This is a genomic window from Mycobacterium sp. UM_Kg1, assembly GCF_000972925.1.
GTDB lineage: Bacteria > Actinomycetota > Actinomycetes > Mycobacteriales > Mycobacteriaceae > Mycobacterium > Mycobacterium hiberniae.
Map to the genome: position 1 here is coordinate 25,108 of NZ_JRMK01000021.1, position 18,105 is coordinate 43,212.

Consider the following 18,105-nt stretch of genomic DNA (forward strand, 5'->3'; position numbering starts at 1 on the left):
TGGGCTGCCGTTATCGGCGAGGACCTCCTAGGTGGTTGTCGCGATCTGGCCGTGCCTGATGCCCACCCGTACCACCTCAGGAGTTCCCATGGCCAAGACCCCGACCACCAACCAGCTGACTGCCTCGGTGCGGACCGAGATCGGCAAGGGCGCGTCACGCCGGGCCCGCCGGGCCGGCCGGGTTCCCGCCGTCCTCTACGGCCACGGCACCACCCCCCAGCACCTGGAGCTTCCGGCGCTCGACTTCGCCGCCGTGCTGCGTCACTCGGGCACCAACGCGGTACTCACCCTCGACATCGAGGGCACCGAGCAGCTGGCGCTGACCAAGGCGCTCGAGATCCACCCGATCCGTCGCACCATCCAGCACGCCGACCTGCTGGTCGTTCGCCGCGGCGAGAAGGTCGTCGTGGAGGTCAACGTCGTCCTCGAGGGCGACGCCGCCCCCGGCACCCTGGTCACCCAGGACGCCACCGCGGTGGAGATCGAAGCCGAAGCGCTGTCGATTCCCGAACAGCTGACCGTCTCGGTCCAGGACGTGCAGGCCGGCACCCAGATCACCGCCGGCGACCTGGCGCTGCCCAAGGGCGTGAGCCTGGTCTCCGACCCCGAACTGCTGGTGGTCAACGTGATCGAGGCCCCGAGCGCCGAGGCCGAAGAGGGCGAGGAAGCCGGCGGCGAAGGCGGCGACGCCGCCGCTTCCGAGTAGGCCGAGCGCGGCGTGGCCGAGTCACCCCCGATACTGGTGGTCGGCCTGGGCAATCCGGGCCCGAACTACGCCCGCACTCGGCACAACGTCGGCTTCATGGTTGTCGACCTGCTCGCCGAGCGGGCCGGGTCGGCATTCAAGCTGCACAAGCGCTCCGGCGCCGACGTGGCCACCGGGCGCCTGTGCGGGCGCCCGGTGGTGTTGGCCCGGCCACGCTGTTACATGAACGAGTCGGGGCGCCAGGTGGGCCCCCTGGCCAAGTTCTACTCGGTGCCCACGAGCGGCGTCGTGGTGATCCATGACGACCTCGACCTGGACTTCGGCCGGATCCGGCTCAAGCAGGGCGGCGGCGAGGGCGGCCACAACGGGCTGCGTTCGATAGCCACCGTCCTGGGCAGCAAGGACTTTCAGCGGGTTCGGCTCGGAATCGGCCGCCCCCCGGGACGCCAGGATCCGGCCGCGTTCGTGTTGCAGCCGTTCAGCGCCCGCGAGCGCGACGTGCTGCCGACCATCTGCGAGCAGGCCGCCGACGCCACCGAACTGCTGATCGAGCGCGGGCTGGAGCCCGCCCAGAACATCGTGCACGCCTGGGGCGCATAACCGAACGCGCGACGACGCCCCCGCCACCGGCCTGGGGGCTCCCTGGTCCAGGTGTCCAGGCCCCTAGGTGACCAGCGCGATGGAGTTGGCCCGGCGCAGCTTGCCCGACGGGGTCTTGGGGATGCTGCCCGGCCCGAGCACCACCACGTTGCGGGGCCGCATGTCGACTTCGGTGACCACCTCGTGGGCAACCTGGTGCTCGATGCGGCGTACCTCGGCCGGATCCTGCCAGGCGTTGGATTCGACGGCGACCGCGAAGGTCTCCCGGGAGTGCCCGGCATCGAGGCGCACCGCGACCGCGCAACCCGGCCGGACACCCTCGACGCGGCCGGCGGCCCGCTCGATGTCGGTCGGGTAGATGTTGCGGCCCGCCATGATGATGACGTCCTTGACCCGGCCGCACACCACCACGTGGCCGTTCTCCATCTGGTAGCCCAGGTCGCCGGTGTCATACCAGCCGTGCTCGTCCTGCGCCGGCAGGAAGCCCGCCATGGTCAGGTAGCCCGGGGTCACCGGCTCGCCGCGCAACTGGATGACGCCCACGCCGCGCGCCGGCAACGCGTTGCCGTTCTCGTCGACGATCCGGATCTCGATGCCCTCCAGCAGCGGCCCCAGCGAGGCCAGCCGGCGGGTGTTGCCCTTGGTGGCCGGAACCGCACGACGCAGGGCGGCCAGCAGGTCGGCGTCGACCTCGTCGACGACCAGACCCGCACCGCACTTGGAGAACGACACCGCCAGCACCGTCTCGGCCATGCCGTAGGCCGGCAGGATGGCTTCGGGCTTCAGGCCGAAGGGCCGGCCCGCGTCGATCAGGTCCTCGACGTCGGCCGGCTCCACCGGCTCGGCACCCGAGAGCGCGAATCGCAGCGTGGACAGGTCGAACTGGCCGGGGGTCGCCTGCTTGCGCAGCCGCTTGGCGAACAGGGCGTAGGCAAAGTTCGGGGCCGCCGTCATGGTGCCCTTGTACTTGTCGATCAGCTTCGCCCACAGCAGCGTGTCGCGCAGGAAGTCCATCGGGGTGATCTTGACCAGCTCGGCACCGAAGTACATCGGCACGGTCAGGAAGCCGATCATGCCCATGTCGTGGAAGCACGGCAGCCAGCTGATCATGACGTCCTTTTCGACGTCGTACTCAGCGCTGATGAACATCGCCTCGGCGTTGGAGTAGATGTTGCGGTGGGTGATCTGCACGGCCTTCGGCGACCCGGTCGAACCCGACGTCAGCTGCATCAGCGCCAGATCGTCCTCGCCGGCCTCTTCCGGGTCGATCGGCTCGGCGGCCAGCAGATCTGCGACCGTGACCACCTTCAGGCCCTTGGCGGTCAACACCGGCTCCGCCGCCATGAAGGGCTCGGAGATGATGACGGCCTTGGCGTCGATCATGTCGACGACGGTCATGGTGTCCTCGGCCCAGACCGCCAGGTCGGTGCGCGGGGTGGGCTGGTGCAGCATGGTCAGGCTGGCGGCGCGCATCCACACGCCCTGGGCCGTGGGGGCGATTTCGACCGGGGCGCCGGCAAGCACCCCTACCGCGTCCCCGGGACCGACACCGGCCGCGGCCAGTCCGCCGGCGATGCGGCGGGCCCGCTCATGAACCTCGGCCCAGGTGTGCCGGACCGGTGCGTGCGGCTCGCCGGTGACCATGCCTTTGGTGGATTCCCGGGCACTACGGAACATGTTGTCGGTAAACCTGCTCACCACGGCCTCCTAGCCGGCACCAGTACTTTCCATACGGGCTCAGATTTCATGTTCCACCTGCTGGAGACCAGTTTGCGAGAGGCACGCGCGCACAATTCGGTGGCGGTTAGATCTCGATACCGTAATGCGCGGCCCACCAGATCAGGAGCGTCTGGGTGGCAGGGATGTCCTGGCCGCAATTAGTCACCGCGGGCTATCTTAAACTCCTCTTAATCCACGGGGCAAATCTGCCCGCGTGTCGGGTGCGACGTCAGGCCCCGTTGACCGACGACGGCACCACCCGGGCCCCGTAGACCGGGCCGCTGGCCACCCGCACCGCCCGGCCCGCGCCCAACGCAGACAGCTCCACGGCGACGTCGGCCGCCGACGCCGCCGACGCGCACAGGAACGCACACGTCGGCCCGGAACCGGACACCACACCGGCCAGCGCGCCGGCCTCCACACCGGCGCGCAGAGTCCGGCGCAGCGCCGGGTTGAGGCTGATCGCTGCCGCCTGCAGATCATTGCCGAGCAGTCCGGCCAATCGCTGCGGGTCACCGGCGGCCAGCGCGGCCAGCACAGGCTCAGGATCGCCCGACTCCGGCAGCCGGCGACCCGTGTCGCGCAGCCGGTCCAACTCGGCGAAGACCGCCGGGGTGGACAGCCCGCGGTCGGCGAACGCCAGCACCCAGTGGAACGTCTCCCGGGTGAGCACCGTCGCCAGTTCCTCGCCGCGGCCGGTGCCCAATGCGGTACCGCCGTGCAGCGCGAACGGCACGTCGCTGCCCAGCCGGGCGGCCAGCGCGTGCAGGTCGCGGCGCGGCACACCGAGCTCCCAGAGCACATTCATCCCGACCAGCACCGCCGCGGCATCGGCGCTGCCGCCGGCCATACCGCCGGCCACCGGAATCGACTTGTCGATGCTGATCGCCACGTCCGGAGCCCGGCCCACGTACTCGGCCATCAGCTCGGCGGCCTGCCAGGCCAGGTTGCGCTCATCGGTGGGCAGCACGTCGGCGCCCTCGCCGCCGACCCGCAGCGACAGCACGTCGGCGTCGCGGACCGTCACCTCGTCGACCAACGACACCGCATGGAAGACGGTGGTCAACTCGTGGTAACCGTCCGTCCGGCGGTCGCCGACGGCCAGGTAGAGGTTGAGCTTGCCCGGCACCCGAACGGTGACCGAACCGGTCGGGGACCACTCGGTGGCGGCAGTTCCGTCGGATGCGGTCACGCCGATGAGACTAACGGTCGCAGGCGCCTCGGCGACTGCGGTCGCGCGGGTCGGTCAGGAGAACAGATCGGCGAAGTCCTGCCCGACCGCTTCGATCGCCTCCGCAAACACCGCCGCCTGGAACCCGGCCGCCATGGTGACCAGTCCGGTGGTGGCCGCCAACGGCATGCCGATCGCCCCGATCAGGTCACCGGAGAGCAGCTCGTCGAAGAACAGGCTCACGTTGTAGGCCGGCAGGCTGGTCACCAAGGCGTTGATGATGTCGGCGGCCGGCAACAGGGTTGCGTAAAGAGAGGCGGCAGCGCTGCTGAACGTGTTGACGACCTCACTCAGACTGGGCAGGGAGAAGTCCAGCGTGGCCCCGGTGTCCCAGCCGAACCAGTCGGCCACACTGCCCGACGACAGTTCCCGCAGGGCGTCGCCGAAATCCGCCCAACCCTGCTGCACGCCGTTCCCCAGCGCGGTGAGCACGTCCACCGGGTTGACGTCGGGGAACAGCCCGAACGGAGTGGAGATGTCCGCCGGACCCTGGTCCCAGCCGTGTTCGATGTCGCCGTAGCCCAGGTTGACCAGCACCCGCAGCGCGGGCTGCAACAGATCGGCGAACGCATCGCCGAATGCGGTGAGACGCAACGGTTCCAGCAGCGGCAGGTTCTCGGTGGGGATCATGAAGTATCGGGTGTTGCCCGCATAGCCCTCCGAGACGTCCAACTCGATGGCGGCCGCCAGCTGCTCGTCACTCAACGACGGATAGTTGCGGTGGATGAACAGGATGCCCATGAAGGCGTTGAGGTCAGCCAGCAGGTTCAGCGGGTACTTCGGGAAGTCGGCGAAACCGTCGTATTCCTGGACGTAATTCACCGACGTCCACGGAGTCTCCGACGGCGCGCCGCCGCTGAACGTCACGCCCAGGCTGGGCAGACTCAGCGGCACACCGGGGATGTCGAAGCGCGGCAGCAGGCCGCCGTTGGGGTTGGACGGGCTGCCCAAGGTCACGAAGGACAGCTCGTCGGCGGTGGGCCGCAGGTCGTCGGGCAGCGCCAGCAGCTTGTCCATCACCACGCCGTTGATGACACCGCTCTGCGAGTATCCCGTCACGACAAGGTCATTGCCCCTGCCGATCTCCTCCATGATGGTGTGGAACAAGATGGTGGCGCCCTGCTGAACGGAGGTGTCCAGCGGAAGCGTTTTCACTCCGGTGATCGGATAGAGCCCCTCCGGGGTGAACAGGGCGTTGGTGGCATCGACCGGGAAGGTCGGCTGGCCCGCGAACTTGGGGACCGCCGGGTCGATATACCGCTCGGTGAGCGCGCTCAGGTACTGCGGTGGCGGGATCGGGAGTCCGCTGCCGCCCATGATCCACGACTCGGTGTCGAGCAGCGTGGTCTGCGCCACCACCGTCTTGGCGGTGGTGGCCAGCCCGGGCGCCGGCGCCGGCGCGAGACCCGATGCGGCGAGAGCGGCCAGTGCCAGCGGCACCGCGCCGAGCGACCGGGGGGTGCGGGTGGAAAGAGATTTCATGGCCGCCTCTCGGGTCCGGGAAGTGGAGTCTGACTATTAGTTTTACCAGCGAACCATCATGTTTTCCTACTGTCGCGATCATGTTTATCTCAGTTATCTGCGGACCGGCGGTAACGGCACCCAACCGGGCTGGGCCGCCCTAGCCTGAGGCCATGACGGGAGCCGGCGTCGGCTACGGCGGCTATGTGATCGACGGCGAGGTGGGCCGCGGAGGGCACGCCGCGGTGTATCGGGCCCATGACCCCGGCAGTCCCGCCACGCCCGTGGCACTGAAGGTCCTCGACGAGACGCACCGCTCCCCCGCGCAGCAGGCTCGGCTGAGCCGCGAGTTCGCGTTCGCCAATGCGCTCAAGCACCCTCATATCGTCGCGGTGTTTCGGCACGGGCCGTTCTGGCTGGCGATGCAGTACGTCGACGGGGGCAAGGCGACCGGCCTGCGCACGCTCGCGGACCGGTTGACCGCGCTGGCCCAGGTGGCCGCGGCACTGGACTACGCACACCGTCGCGGCATCGTGCACGGCGACGTCAAACCCGCCAACATCCTCATCCCCGCGGACTTCAGCCACGCCGGGGCGGTGCTGACCGATTTCGGGGAGGCTCACGCCGTCGTCGACGACGTCCGCCACCGGCCCCGGCATTCCGGCGCCCTCGAGGTGTCGCTGCCCTACACCGCACCGGAGATCCTGCACGGCAAGGCGCCCTCGGCGGCCACCGACGAGTACGCCCTGGCGTGCACCGCGGTCGAGTTGCTCACCGGGTCGCCGCCGTTTGACGCCCGCGACGCCGCCGACCTGGCCGACGCGCACCTGCGACTACTGGCCCCTGCCCTGTCGGCCAGCCTGGGTCCGGGAGCCCGGGCCGCCGACGTGGTCGTGCAACGGGCGCTGGCGAAGCTCCCGGCGAGCCGCTACGACTCCTGCGCCGAGTTCTGCGCAGAGTTGTCGCGAGCGCTGCTGTCGCCCGCCGCCCCCGCCGCATCCGAAACCTGAAGCAAACGAACGAAGTCCGCGATCGCCAGGGTCTCGCCGCGACGGGCCGGATCGATGCCGGCCGCCTCCAGTAACTCCGCCGACCGCACTCCGGAGCCGGCCCAGTTCGCGAACGCGTTACGGGAGGTCTTGCGGCGCTGGGCGAACGCGACGTCGATCAGCGCGAACACCCGGCGACGGAACTCCTGGTCGACCGGCCACGGGGCGGTGTCGTAGCGGTCGATGCGCACCAGCCCGGAGTTCACCCGTGGCACCGGCCAGAACACGCTCGGCGGTACGGTGCCGCAGCGGCGCACCGTGCCGAAGAAGCGCGCCTTGGCGCTGGGCACCCCGTAGTCCTTGCCGCCCGGCTCGGCGGCCAGTCGCTCGGCGACCTCCAGCTGCACCATGACCGTCACGGTGCGCAGCGAGTCGAACTCCGACAGCAGGTGCAGCAGCGCCGGAACCGCCACGTTGTAGGGCAGATTGGCCACCACCGCCGTCGGGCTGGTCGCGACATCGTCACGGCGCACGGTCAGTACGTCTGCATCGAGGACCTGCAACCGGGCCGCGTCGGCGGGCGCGTGTTCGGCGACGGTCCGCGGCAGCCGGCCCGCCAGCACCGGATCCTTCTCGACGGCGATCACCGTGGGGCCGCGCTCGAGCAGCGCCAGGGTCAGCGAGCCCAGCCCGGGCCCGACCTCGAGGATGTGGTCGTCGGCGGTGACGCCGGCACCGTCAACGATCCGGCGGACGGTGTTGGCGTCATGGACGAAGTTCTGCCCCAGCGATTTGCGGGGCCGCAGGTCGAGTTCTTGCGCCAGGGCCCTGATGTCACCGGCCCCGAGTAGCCCGATGGTCAGCGTCTCCCGCTGCACACCGGCCAGGCGCCCCAGCCCTGCCGTGCCTGGGTGACCTCCGCAATGGCGATCTGCTCCTCGCGGGTGGCCAGGTCGGCCCGCGGCGCGTAGCGCAACCCGCCGTTGGCCACCCAGGTGCCGTAGTCGAACTGCACACCGCCGTAGAAGCCGTTGCCGGTGTTGATCGACCAATTGCCGTGCGACTCGCAATTGGCGATGCGGTCCCAGACGGCACCGTAGACCGACGGCGGCACCTCGGTGCCCGGCTTGGCGCCGACCCGCAGCACCGAATCACGGGCCGCGGCCACCACCGCGTTGGCCACCGGCAGGCGGCCGGTCTCGGCGCCGTTGACCGTGGCAACCGCGTAGGTGACGTCCTGCGTGCCCGGCGTGCCCGGGTCTTCGACCACCTGACGGCTGATGTTCATCGTCGGGTCTTCGATGCGCTGGGGCGTCGGGGGCAGCGGCACCCGCTCGGTGACCTGCGTGACCCGGATGCGCGTGACCTCGATGTGCATGCCCTCGGTGATCGGCGTCGACGCCGCGGGGATGACCTTGTCGGCCTGCTCCAGCGGGGCGCCGTCGGCGGCGAGCAGCTCGGCCACGTTCGGCGCGGCCAGGCGCACGGTACGGACCTGGCCACCGTCGTCGATCGTGACTGTCTTGGCGCTGACGACCGGCAGCGCCATCCCGGCCAGCGGAACCCGGCTGCCACGAGACGCCGCGGCCGGCGCGGTGTCGGTCATCGACAGCTGGGCCAGCGCCTCATCCACCGACAGTGCCGTCGTCCAGACCTGCTGAGGCTCACGGCCGTCCAGGGACAGCTGCAACGGCCGGCCACGGCGGACCGTGATGGTGTCGGCGTCGTGCACCCGCGCATCCCGGGCGGGGCTCACATCGTCGCGTTCGCCGAGCTCGAAGCCGTTCTCGGCGACCACGTCGATGACGCGCGACCGCATGGTGGTGACGGTGACGGGAGTGCCGTCGACGTCGAGCGTCAGCGTCTTGGCGCTGGCGACCGCGAAGCCGCCCGCGAAGGTCAGCACCAGCAACAGGGCGCCGACCAGAACCCGCAGCATCGGCGAGGGCGCCTGGTGCAGTCTGGTCAAAGCGTTCAAAGCACAACCCTTACGACACGGGACTGGGGGCCTCACGGCGCCCCAGGTTGATAACGGAACGGTAACGAAACTGCCGGCGGTCGGCAACCGGGTGTGACCTGCTCGACCCTCAGTCCAGCCCGTAGACCCGCCGGGCGTTGCGGTTCGTCACCTCCGCCAGCTCGACTGCCGAGGTTCCCAGCAGCTCGGCCAGCGCCCTGACAGTGTATGGCAGACAATAGGGCTCGTTCGGTGCACCGCGGTACGGGTGCGGAGTCAAAAACGGCGCGTCGGTCTCCACCAGCAGCTGCTCATGCGGGACAACCTCGACAGCTTCGCGCAGCTCACGAGCGTTTTTGAAGGTGACCGTCCCGGACAGGCTGACCATCCACCCCGCGTCGGCGCAGGTGTGAGCCATGTCCTTCCCCGACGAGAAGCAGTGGAAGATCACCGTCTCCGGCGGTCCCTCGGCCCGCAGGACGTCCAGCACGGCGTCGTCGGCGTCGCGGTTGTGGATCATCAGCGGCTTGCCGGTGCGTTTGGCCAGATCGATGTGCCAGGCGAAGGCCTCGCGCTGGGTCTGCGGCGAGGCACAGCCCTCCAAAAGCCCCGGCCAATACAGGTCCATGCCGGTCTCCCCGACAGCCACCACCCGCGGGTGGGCGGCCAGTTCCTCGATCTCGGCGCGGGCGGCGCCGTCGAGCGCGTCGGCCCGGGTGGGGTGCAGCGCGACGGCGGCATAAACCCGCGTATCGGCGTCGGCGGCCTGGGTCACCCAGCGCGCCGACGCCAGATCGTCGGCGACGGTCACCGCCACCTCGACCCCCGCCGCGGCGGCCCGGTCCATGATGGCGCGCACCGCACCGTCGGCGGCGTCGCCACCGCGTGCGAGGCAGGCGTCCAGATGGGTGTGGGCGTCGACCAGCGGACTCAACGGCTCGGGCGCGGGCGGCGGAGCTTTGGCTGATCGTTTGGAACTCACCCGCACACAATAGGGTGAACGGTGATGAAGCCCTTCTACGTCACCACCGCGATCACCTACCCCAACGGTGACCCGCACATCGGTCACGCCTACGAGTACATCGCCACCGACGCGATCGCCCGGTTCCACCGGCTCGACGGATACGACGTGCGGTACCTGACGGGGACCGACGAGCACGGTCTGAAGATGGCGGAGACCGCCGCGGCCGAGGGCATCCCGACCGCGGAGCTGGCACGGCGCAACTCCGATGTGTTCGAGAGCCTGCAGCGCAAGCTCAACATCTCGTTCGACCGGTTCATCCGCACCACCGACGCCGACCACCTGGAAGCCTCCAAGGCCATCTGGCAGCGCATGGTCGACGCCGGCGACATCTACTTAGACGCCTACTCCGGCTGGTACTCGGTGCGCGACGAACGGTTCTTCACCGAGGGCGAGACACGGCTGACTGAGGACGGCTCACGGGTGGCCGCCGAAACCGGGGCCCCGGTCACCTGGACCGAGGAGCAGACTTACTTCTTCCGCCTCTCGGCCTACGCCGAGCGGCTGATGGCGCACTACGAGGCGCACCCGGATTTCATCGCCCCGGAGGTGCGCCGCAACGAGGTCATCAGTTTTGTCTCCGGCGGCCTGCGCGACCTGTCGATCTCGCGCACGTCGTTCGACTGGGGCGTGCCGGTGCCCGGAGACCCCGACCACGTGATGTACGTGTGGGTGGACGCGCTGACCAACTATCTGACCGGCGTCGGCTACCCCGACACCGAGTCGGCGACGTTCCGCCGGTATTGGCCGGCGGATCTGCACATGATCGGCAAGGACATCATCCGATTCCACACCGTGTACTGGCCGGCATTCCTGATGTCGGCCGGTATCGAGCTGCCACGCCGGGTCTTCGCGCACGGCTTCCTGCTCAACAGCGGCGAGAAGATGAGCAAGTCGGTGGGCAATGTCATCGATCCGGTCGCGTTCGTCGACAAGTACGGCGTGGACCAGGTGCGCTATTTCCTGCTGCGGGAGATCCCGTTCGGCCAGGACGGCAGCATCTCCGACGAGGCCATGATCAGCCGGGTAAACGCGGATCTGGCCAACGAACTGGGCAACCTGGCGCAGCGCTCGCTGTCGATGGTGGCCAAGAACCTGGCCGGGGTGGTGCCCGAGCCGACCGCGCCGACCGCGGACGACGCCGAGTTGCTGGCGCTGGCCGACGGCCTGCTGGACAAGGTGCGCGACGCGTTCAGCTCCCAGTCCATGCACCTGGGACTCGAGGCCATCTGGCTGATGCTGGGCGCGGCAAACCGGTACTTCTCCGCCCACGAGCCGTGGAAGCTGGCCAAGAGCGAGGCCGCCGCGGACCAGGCCCGCTTCGGCACCGTCCTGTACACCACGCTCGAGGTGGTGCGGATCGCGGCGCTGCTGGTGCAGCCGGTGATGCCGGAGTCGGCGGCCAAACTGCTGGACCTGCTGGGCCAGCCCGGCGAGCAGCGGACGTTCACCGCCGTGCCCGACCGGCTGACCGCGGGACGACACCTGCCGCCGCCGTCCGGGGTGTTCCCGCGCTACCAGTGAGCGGCGCCGGCCGGCCGCGGCGGTGACACCGGCGGGGCGGCCCGTGTCACACATTCGTGCTCCGCGGTGTCTTGAAGGCATCAGCACCTTCAACGACAGGAGCCACTCATGACCCGCATCCAGGTCGTCATCCTCGGCGGCGGCTACGCCGGCACCTTGGCCGCCAACCGACTGCGCCAGCATCCGGCCGTCGACATCACCGTGGTCAACCCGCGGCCGGTGTTCGTCGAACGCATCCGGCTGCACCAGTACATCGCCGGCACGGGAACGGCAACCGTGGACTACTCCGAGCTGCTCGGTGACGGGATCCGGCTGCTGGTCGACTCCGCCACCGCGATCGAGGCCGCGGACCGGCGCATCCGGCTGGCCTCGGGCACCGTCCTGCGCTACGACTACCTCATCTACGCGGTCGGCAGCACCGGTGCGATCAGCCCGGCGGTTCCCGGCGCCGCCGAATTCGCGTACTCCATCAGCGAATTCGAGTCCGCTGCACAGCTGCTGGCCCGCCTGGGCGCGGTGGCACCGCAGGCCCCGGTGACGGTGGTCGGCGGCGGACTGACCGGAATCGAGGCGGCGGCCGAGCTGGCCGAGCCGGGGCGGCCGGTGACCCTGGTCTGCGGCGGGCAGCTGGGACCGTCCCTGCACGCCGCGGGCCGCCGCTCGGTGGCCAAGGCCCTGCGCAAGCTGGGGGTCGCGGTGCGCGAAGCCGCGGTGGTGGCCGAGGTGCGCCCCGATGCCGTGGTGCTGGACGACGGCACCGTGTTGCCCAGCGCGGTGACGGTCTGGACGGCGGGGTTCGGCGTACCGGATCTGGCCGCCGCCAGTGGACTGGCCACCGACGCGCTGGGCCGGCTGCTCACCGACGAGACCCTGACCAGCGTCGACAACCCGTGGATTGTGGCGGCCGGGGACGCGGTTGCGCCCTCGGGCAGGCCACTGCGGATGAGCTGCCAGGCGGCGTTGCCGCTGGGCGCCCAGGCCGCCAACACCGTGTTGGCCCGGATCGCCGACACCGCACCGGCGGGCCTGGACCAGGCGTTCACCGCTCAGTGCATCAGCGTGGGCCGCCATGCGGGGACGGTGCAGCTGTCACACCGCGACGACACCCCGATCAAGGCGTTCGTGGGCGGCCGGCTCGGCGCCGCGGTCAAGGAGGCCATCTGCCGGTACACACTGAAGTGGATTCGGGGTGAGGCGGTCGCGCCGGGCTCGTACCGTTGGATGCGCAGCGGCGCCCGGGCCGCCGAGTCGGTGAAGGGGCAGGGCCGACGAGAGGCGGCGGTGTGAAAGACGAACACGCGGACCGGTTCACCGAGCTGCGGCCCCTGCTGTTCACCATCGCCTACGAGATTCTGGGCTCGGCGACCGAGTCCGACGATGTGCTGCAGGACAGCTACCTGCGCTGGGCCGAGGTGGACCTGGCCGGGGTCCGCGACGTCAAGGCCTATCTGGCCCGGCTGGTCACCCACCAGGCCCTCAATGCGCTGCGGGCCAGTAGCCGGCGCCGGGAGGAGTACGTCGGCCCGTGGCTGCCCGAACCCCTGCTGCTCACCGAGCAGGACCCGTCATGCGACGTGGTGCTGGCGGAGTCGGTGTCGATGGCCATGCTGGTGGTCTTGGAGACGCTGAGTCCCGACGAGCGGGCCGTGTTCGTGCTGCGTGAGGTGTTCGGGTTCGGCTACGACGAGATCGCGGCCGCGATCGGCAAAACCGAGGCCGCGGCTCGCCAGGTCGCCCACCGGGCGCGCGGCCATGTGCAGGCCCGGCGGCCGCGTTACACCCCGATGGACCCGGCCGAGAGCGCGCGGATCACCACGGAGTTCCTGACCGCGGCGGCGGGCGGCGACCTGACGACGGTGCTGTCGATGCTGGCGCCCGACGTGGCCTGGACCGCCGACAGCGGTGGCAAGGCCAGCGCGGCGCGACGACCGATCCTCGGCGCCGACAAGGTCGCCCGCACCGTCATCGGGCTGCTGCGCCACGGCGCGCAGATGTCCGATGTGCGCGTTGACATGGGGGTCTGCAACTCCGCCCCCGCGGTGCTGCTCTACCGAGCCGACCGGCTTGAGGGCGTGTTCACCGTCGAGATCGTCGACGGGCTGATCACGAACTTCTACGCGATGCGCAACCCGGACAAGCTGGCCGCGGTGGCCGCCGCCCGCGAGATCACCCGCGGCGACCACGTCTGACAAGCTAGTGCCGTGCGGATCGAGCGGCTCGGCGACCTGGGCGCGGCACCGGAGGTGCTGCGCGCGGTCGGCGACGCCGCCGACAGTCGGGGGCTGCCGCCGCCGGCCGCACTGACCGGCGAATGGTTCGGATCCCAGGCGGTGATCGCACCGAGCGTGGCCGTCGAACCGGTCGATCCGGACACGGTGTTCACGCTGCCCGAAGCCGTCGCCGACGCCCCGCCCGGGGCGGTGGGCGGCGGTTGGATCGGCTACCTGTCCTATCCCGACGCCGGCGCCGACGGGCTGGGGCCGCGTATTCCCGAGGCCGCCGGTGGCTGGACCGACTGTGTGCTCCGGCACGACGACGAGGGCCAGTGGTGGTTCGAGAGCCTGTCCGGCGCAGCCATGCCGAGCTGGCTGGCACAGGCGCTGAGCACCCCCGCCCCGGCCCGCGAATGCCGCATCTACTGGGAGACACCGGATCGGCAGGCCCACCGCGCCGGGGTGCTGGCCTGTCTGGAGGCCATCCGGTCCGGTGAGGTGTATCAGGCCTGCGTGTGCACCCGCTTCACCGGAACCGTCACCGGCGCCCCGCTGGACTTCTTCGCCGACGCGGTGGCGCGCACCGGCCCGGCCCGGGCCGCCTATGTCGCCGGCGGCTGGGGCGCGGTGGCCTCACTGTCTCCCGAGCTGTTCCTGCGCCGCCGGGGACAGGTGGTGGCCTCCAGCCCCATCAAGGGCACCCTGCCGCACTACGCCCGCCCGTCGGCGCTGCGCGCCTCAGCCAAGGATGTCGCCGAGAACATCATGATCGTGGACCTGGTCCGCAACGACCTGGGCCGGGTGGCGATCACCGGGACCGTCACCGTGCCCGAACTGCTGGCGGTGCGGCCCGCGCCGGGCGTATGGCATCTGGTGTCGACCGTTGCCGCCCGGGTGCCCGAACAGCTGAGCATGCCGGAGCTGCTGGCGGCGACGTTCCCGCCCGCCTCGGTGACCGGGACCCCCAAACACCGCGCCCGTCAGCTCCTTTCCACCTGGGAGCCCGCACGTCGCGGGGCCTACTGCGGCACGGTGGGATTGGCGTCACCGGCGGCCGGCGCCGAACTCAACGTGGCGATCCGAACGGTGGAGTTCGACGCCGCCGGGGGCGCGGTACTCGGTGTCGGCGGTGGGATCACCGCGGACTCCGACGTCGACGCCGAATGGCAGGAGTGCCTGCACAAAGCCGCCCCGATCGTCGGCGCCGGTCAGTCCCGGGAACGCAGCACCGCGTCATAGAGCTCGCGCCGGGACACCTGCGCTCCGGCAGCGGCGATCGCCTGCGCGCAGGCGTCCTTGACCCGCATACCGTCGGCGGTCAGCCGGTCGACCTCGGCCACCAGGGTCGGCAGGTCCGCACGCGGGCTGGCACCGGCGAGCACCACGGTGATCTCCCCCAGCACCTCCTCGGACGCCCACTCGGCCAGCTCGGACAGCGTCCCGCGCACCACCTCTTCGTGGGTCTTGGTCAGCTCCCGGCACACCACCGCGCGGCGTTGCCCGCCGAGTTCCTCGACCGCGTCGCGCAGGCATTGCGCCAGCCGCCGCGGCGATTCGAAGAACACGCAGGTGCGCCGTTCGGCGGCCAGCGACGCCAGCCACGCCCGGCGCGCCGCCGGCCGGCGCGGCGCGAAGCCCTCGAAGCAGAAGCGGTCCGAAGCCAGCCCGGACACCGCCAGCGCCGTCGTGACCGCCGAGGGGCCGGGCAGACACGACACCGGCAGGCCGGCCTCGGCGCAGGCGGCCACCAGGCGGTAACCCGGGTCGCTGATCAGTGGCATCCCCGCGTCGCTGACCACCAGCACCGTGGCGCCGGCCTCGATGTCGGCGAGCAGCGCCGGCACCCGAGTCGCCTCGTTGGCGTCGAACAGACTGACCACCCGGCCGGCGATCTGCACGCCGAGCGACTTGGCCAGGGTCCGCAGCCGCCGGGTGTCCTCGGCGGCCACCACGTCAGCGCTGCGCAGCGCCTCCAGCAGGCGCGGCGAGGCGTCGGCGGGCTGGCCCAGCGGAGTGGCTCCCAGCAGCAATCGACCATCGGGCATGGCGCACAGCCTACGATCGTCTGAATGAGCGCTCCGACCGCTACGAAGCCTGCGGCCGTGCCGGAGCGCGCCGCGCCGATGATCAGTCCGGGATTGCTGGTGCCGGTCGCCGATTTCGGGCCGACCGACCGCGCCCGGGGGTGGGCGGTGACCGTGGCGGTGACGCTGCTGGCCGCGGTGACTCGCTTCGCCAACCTGCACACCCCGACCGACGCCGGAACCCCGATCTTCGACGAGAAGCATTACGCCCCGCAGGCCTGGCAGATGCTGCACAACCACGGCGTGGAGGACAACCCCGGCTACGGCCTGGTGGTGCACCCGCCGGTCGGCAAGCAGTTGATCGCGATCGGTGAGGCCCTGTTCGGCTACAACGGGCTGGGCTGGCGGTTCACCAGCGCGCTGCTCGGGGTGCTCACGATCGCCCTGCTGGTTCGGATCGTGCGGCGCATGACCCGCTCCACGCTGGCCGGCGGAATCGCGGGGTTGCTGCTGGTGGGCGACGGGGTCAGCTTCGTCGCCGCGCGCACCGCACTGCTGGACGGCTTCCTGACCTTCTTCGTGGTGAGTGCCTTCGGGGCGCTGATCGTCGACCGCGACCAGGTCCGCATGCGAATGCACACCGTGCTGACCGAGGATCGCTGCGGCGCGACGCCGTGGGGCCCGCGGCTGGGGGTGCGCTGGTGGCGGTTCGGGGCAGGCGTGTTGCTCGGACTGGCCTGCGCCACCAAGTGGTCGGGCCTGTACTTCGTGGTGTTCTTCGGCGCCATGTCGCTGGCGTTCGATGTCGCCGCCCGCCGGCAGTACCGGGTGCGCCGGCCCTGGCTGGGGACGCTGCGCCGCGACGTCTGCCCCACCGCCTACGCGATGCTGCTCATCCCGTTTGGGGTGTATCTGGCGTCCTACGCCCCCTGGTTCGCCTCCGAGACCGCGGTGGACCGCCACGCCGTCGGCCAGTCGGTCGGGTTCGAGAGCCGCTTCCCGGTGCCCGACGCCATGCGCTCGCTGTGGCACTACACCTACCAGGCGTATCACTTCCACTCCGGGCTGACCAACAGCGCCGGTAACCACCACCCCTGGGAGTCCAAGCCGTGGACGTGGCCGATGTCGCTGCGCCCGGTGCTGTATGCGATCGACCAGCACGACGTCCCCGGCTGCGGCGCGGTGTCCTGCGTCAAGGCGGTGATGCTCGTGGGCACCCCGGCCATGTGGTGGCTGGCCGTTCCGGTGCTCGGTTACGCGTTGTGGCGCAGTCTGGTGCGCCACGACTGGCGCTACGCGGCGGCTTTGGTGGGCTACTGCGCGGGCTGGCTGCCGTGGTTCGCCGGCATCGACCGGCAGATGTACTTCTTCTATGCGGTGCCCATGGCACCGTTCCTGGCGATGCTGTTGGCGATGATCTGCATCGACATCGTCAACGACGGCGGATCCGGCACCATGGAGCGCTGGTCGCTCGGACTGCTCGCGGTGTCGTGTTATCTGGCACTGGTGCTGACCAACTTCGCCTGGCTGTACCCGATTCTGACCGGCCTGCCGATCTCCCCGGCCACCTGGAACATGGAGATCTGGCTACCCAGCTGGTCCTAGCCGGCGTCGCGAAATCGAACGGATGTGCGATAGACTGGGCGCCGTGGCGATACCGGTACAGGAGTCGCTGTTCGACTTCAGCGAGCGTCGGGAACTCGGCCGGGGAGCGTGGCTCGATGTCCGGCCCGGCTGGCTCAGCGATGCCAGCGCCGACCTGCTCGGCGAACTGCAGGCGGCCATTCCCTGGCGGGCGGAGCGCCGCCGGATGTACGACCGGGTGCTCGACGTCCCGCGCCTGGTCAGTTTCCACGACCTGTCCGCCGGGGATGCGCCGCACCCGCTGCTGGCCAAGCTGCGCCGCCGGCTCAACGACATCTACGCCGGCGAACTGGGCGAGCCGTTCACCTCGGCGGGGCTGTGCCTCTACCGGGACGGGGGCGACAGCGTGGCCTGGCACGGCGACACACTGGGCCGCGGAGCCACCCAGGACACGATGGTGGCCATCGTCAGTGTCGGCGCCACCCGCACGCTGGCGCTGCGACCCCGCGGCGGCGGTCAGTCGCTGCGGTTGGCCCAACACCATGGCGACCTGGTGGTGATGGGCGGTTCCTGTCAGCGCACGTGGGAGCACGCCATTCCCAAGACGGCGGCGGCCACCGGCCCACGGATCAGCATCCAGTTCCGGCCCCGCGGGGTCCGTTAGTTGCGGACCGCCTGCACCGCCGCCACCAGCAATTCACGGGCCCGGGCGGTGTCGACCGGGGTGACGGGCTTGCCCGGATGCACCAACGGGTTGGCGGTGACCAGGACCTGGTAGGGCCCGAAATACGCAGCGTAGTTATAGAGTTCGCCGATGCGGGGCTTGCCGGCCGCGACCGCCTCGATCACCCGGTGCACACCCAGGGTCTTCACCCCGTCGATCCGCGGGGCGTCGACCGTCTCGATCAGCCCGCGCATCTGACCGCCCGAGAAGCCGATCCGGCGGCAGGTGCGTCCCGGCTCGTTGACCGGAACCGGCTCGGAGGTCTCCAGCGCGATGGTGATGAACCGGTTGCCCTTGCCTTCGGCGGCCACCGCCGCCATGTTGCCCTGCACACCCTGCGGCAGCTGCTGAC

17 protein-coding genes are annotated in these 18,105 nt (G+C 70.4%); 9 read left to right on the forward strand and 8 right to left on the reverse strand.

All coding sequences use genetic code 11. The annotated features are described in order from the left end of the window. Positions 1–88 precede the first annotated feature (88 nt). Both LI92_RS05375 and pth read left to right on the forward strand, forming a co-directional pair. Complete coding sequence (locus tag LI92_RS05375; RefSeq protein ID WP_046316793.1) at positions 89–706, forward strand: 50S ribosomal protein L25/general stress protein Ctc; 618 nt, start codon at positions 89–91, stop codon at positions 704–706. A 12-nt stretch (positions 707–718) separates the two neighbouring features. Further along, positions 719–1,306, forward strand: a complete 588-nt coding sequence (gene pth / locus LI92_RS05380; protein ID WP_046316758.1) for an aminoacyl-tRNA hydrolase — start codon at positions 719–721, stop codon at positions 1,304–1,306. A gap of 63 nt (positions 1,307–1,369) precedes the next feature. Here the strand turns inward: pth and LI92_RS05385 are convergent, their stop codons facing one another. The 3 genes from LI92_RS05385 to LI92_RS05395 form a co-directional block, all read right to left on the reverse strand. After that, positions 1,370–3,004, reverse strand: a complete 1,635-nt coding sequence (locus LI92_RS05385; protein ID WP_046316795.1) for a fatty acyl-AMP ligase — start codon at positions 3,002–3,004, stop codon at positions 1,370–1,372. Positions 3,005–3,254: 250 nt separating this feature from the next. After that, on the reverse strand, positions 3,255–4,223 hold the full coding sequence (locus tag LI92_RS05390; protein ID WP_152665342.1) for a 4-(cytidine 5'-diphospho)-2-C-methyl-D-erythritol kinase: 969 nt from the start codon (positions 4,221–4,223) through the stop codon (positions 3,255–3,257). A 48-nt stretch (positions 4,224–4,271) separates the two neighbouring features. Beyond that, entirely contained in the window at positions 4,272–5,738 is a 1,467-nt protein-coding gene (locus LI92_RS05395; RefSeq protein WP_046316762.1) for a PE-PPE domain-containing protein, read from the reverse strand. Positions 5,739–5,890: 152 nt separating this feature from the next. On the opposite strand from LI92_RS05395, the gene LI92_RS05400 reads away from it, so the two are divergent. Continuing rightward, positions 5,891–6,727, forward strand: coding sequence for a serine/threonine-protein kinase (locus LI92_RS05400; RefSeq protein ID WP_046316763.1), 837 nt, complete (start codon positions 5,891–5,893; stop codon positions 6,725–6,727). On the opposite strand, the gene rsmA is transcribed toward LI92_RS05400, so the two are convergent. The 3 genes from rsmA to LI92_RS05415 all read right to left on the reverse strand — a co-directional run bounded on the left by rsmA (position 6,646) and on the right by LI92_RS05415 (position 9,651). Further along, the gene (gene rsmA, locus LI92_RS05405; RefSeq protein WP_046316797.1) at positions 6,646–7,593 is read right to left on the reverse strand and encodes a 16S rRNA (adenine(1518)-N(6)/adenine(1519)-N(6))-dimethyltransferase RsmA; all 948 of its coding nucleotides are present in this window, start codon (positions 7,591–7,593) and stop codon (positions 6,646–6,648) included. The two genes, LI92_RS05400 and rsmA, sit on opposite strands and share 82 nt — an antisense overlap. Then, positions 7,566–8,684: a resuscitation-promoting factor gene (locus LI92_RS05410; protein WP_082109565.1), complete on the reverse strand. Its 1,119-nt coding sequence runs from the start codon at positions 8,682–8,684 to the stop codon at positions 7,566–7,568. Before LI92_RS05410 ends, rsmA begins: the two co-directional genes overlap by 28 nt. A gap of 109 nt (positions 8,685–8,793) precedes the next feature. Beyond that, a complete protein-coding gene (locus LI92_RS05415; RefSeq protein WP_192829986.1) occupies positions 8,794–9,651 on the reverse strand; it encodes a TatD family hydrolase in 858 nt (285 codons plus the stop codon). Between the two features lie 18 nt (positions 9,652–9,669). On the opposite strand from LI92_RS05415, the gene metG reads away from it, so the two are divergent. The 4 genes from metG to LI92_RS05435 all read left to right on the forward strand — a co-directional run bounded on the left by metG (position 9,670) and on the right by LI92_RS05435 (position 14,660). Continuing rightward, complete coding sequence (metG, locus tag LI92_RS05420) at positions 9,670–11,208, forward strand: methionine--tRNA ligase (protein WP_046316767.1); 1,539 nt, start codon at positions 9,670–9,672, stop codon at positions 11,206–11,208. Between the two features lie 108 nt (positions 11,209–11,316). Beyond that, positions 11,317–12,495: an NAD(P)/FAD-dependent oxidoreductase gene (locus LI92_RS05425; protein ID WP_046316768.1), complete on the forward strand. Its 1,179-nt coding sequence runs from the start codon at positions 11,317–11,319 to the stop codon at positions 12,493–12,495. Beyond that, positions 12,492–13,397 (forward strand): RNA polymerase sigma-70 factor, encoded by a 906-nt coding sequence (locus LI92_RS05430; RefSeq protein WP_046316770.1) that lies wholly within the window; start codon positions 12,492–12,494, stop codon positions 13,395–13,397. The genes LI92_RS05425 and LI92_RS05430 overlap by 4 nt, the downstream gene beginning before the upstream one ends. Positions 13,398–13,409: 12 nt before the next feature. Beyond that, positions 13,410–14,660 carry an aminodeoxychorismate synthase component I gene (locus LI92_RS05435; protein ID WP_046316772.1) on the forward strand — a complete coding sequence of 417 codons (1,251 nt, stop codon included), beginning with the start codon at positions 13,410–13,412 and terminating at the stop codon, positions 14,658–14,660. On the opposite strand, the gene rsmI is transcribed toward LI92_RS05435, so the two are convergent. Next, the gene (gene rsmI, locus LI92_RS05440; protein ID WP_046316774.1) at positions 14,630–15,466 is read right to left on the reverse strand and encodes a 16S rRNA (cytidine(1402)-2'-O)-methyltransferase; all 837 of its coding nucleotides are present in this window, start codon (positions 15,464–15,466) and stop codon (positions 14,630–14,632) included. The genes LI92_RS05435 and rsmI overlap by 31 nt on opposite strands. Before the next feature lie 24 nt (positions 15,467–15,490). Here rsmI and LI92_RS05445 point away from each other — a divergent pair, with 24 nt between their 5' ends. Both LI92_RS05445 and LI92_RS05450 read left to right on the forward strand, forming a co-directional pair. Continuing rightward, complete coding sequence (locus tag LI92_RS05445) at positions 15,491–17,050, forward strand: dolichyl-phosphate-mannose--protein mannosyltransferase (protein WP_046316776.1); 1,560 nt, start codon at positions 15,491–15,493, stop codon at positions 17,048–17,050. Between the two features lie 22 nt (positions 17,051–17,072). Then, entirely contained in the window at positions 17,073–17,693 is a 621-nt protein-coding gene (locus tag LI92_RS05450) for an alpha-ketoglutarate-dependent dioxygenase AlkB family protein (protein ID WP_082109566.1), read from the forward strand. On the opposite strand, the gene LI92_RS05455 is transcribed toward LI92_RS05450, so the two are convergent. Further along, positions 17,690–18,105: DUF5642 family protein (locus LI92_RS05455; protein ID WP_046316779.1), on the reverse strand; the 416-nt coding region annotated here is incomplete at its 5' end. The two genes, LI92_RS05450 and LI92_RS05455, sit on opposite strands and share 4 nt — an antisense overlap.

Excerpts from the sequence above, each read along its gene's own strand:
- LI92_RS05375 (WP_046316793.1), top strand. The coding sequence starts at position 89 with ATGGCCAAGACCCCGACCACCAACCAGCTGACTGCCTCGGTGCGGACC.
- LI92_RS05395 (WP_046316762.1), bottom strand. The coding sequence starts at position 5,738 with ATGAAATCTCTTTCCACCCGCACCCCCCGGTCGCTCGGCGCGGTGCCG.
- LI92_RS05400 (WP_046316763.1), top strand. The coding sequence starts at position 5,891 with ATGACGGGAGCCGGCGTCGGCTACGGCGGCTATGTGATCGACGGCGAG.
- metG (WP_046316767.1), top strand. The coding sequence starts at position 9,670 with ATGAAGCCCTTCTACGTCACCACCGCGATCACCTACCCCAACGGTGAC.
- LI92_RS05425 (WP_046316768.1), top strand. The coding sequence starts at position 11,317 with ATGACCCGCATCCAGGTCGTCATCCTCGGCGGCGGCTACGCCGGCACC.
- rsmI (WP_046316774.1), bottom strand. The coding sequence starts at position 15,466 with ATGCCCGATGGTCGATTGCTGCTGGGAGCCACTCCGCTGGGCCAGCCC.
- LI92_RS05445 (WP_046316776.1), top strand. The coding sequence starts at position 15,491 with ATGAGCGCTCCGACCGCTACGAAGCCTGCGGCCGTGCCGGAGCGCGCC.
- LI92_RS05450 (WP_082109566.1), top strand. The coding sequence starts at position 17,073 with ATGTGCGATAGACTGGGCGCCGTGGCGATACCGGTACAGGAGTCGCTG.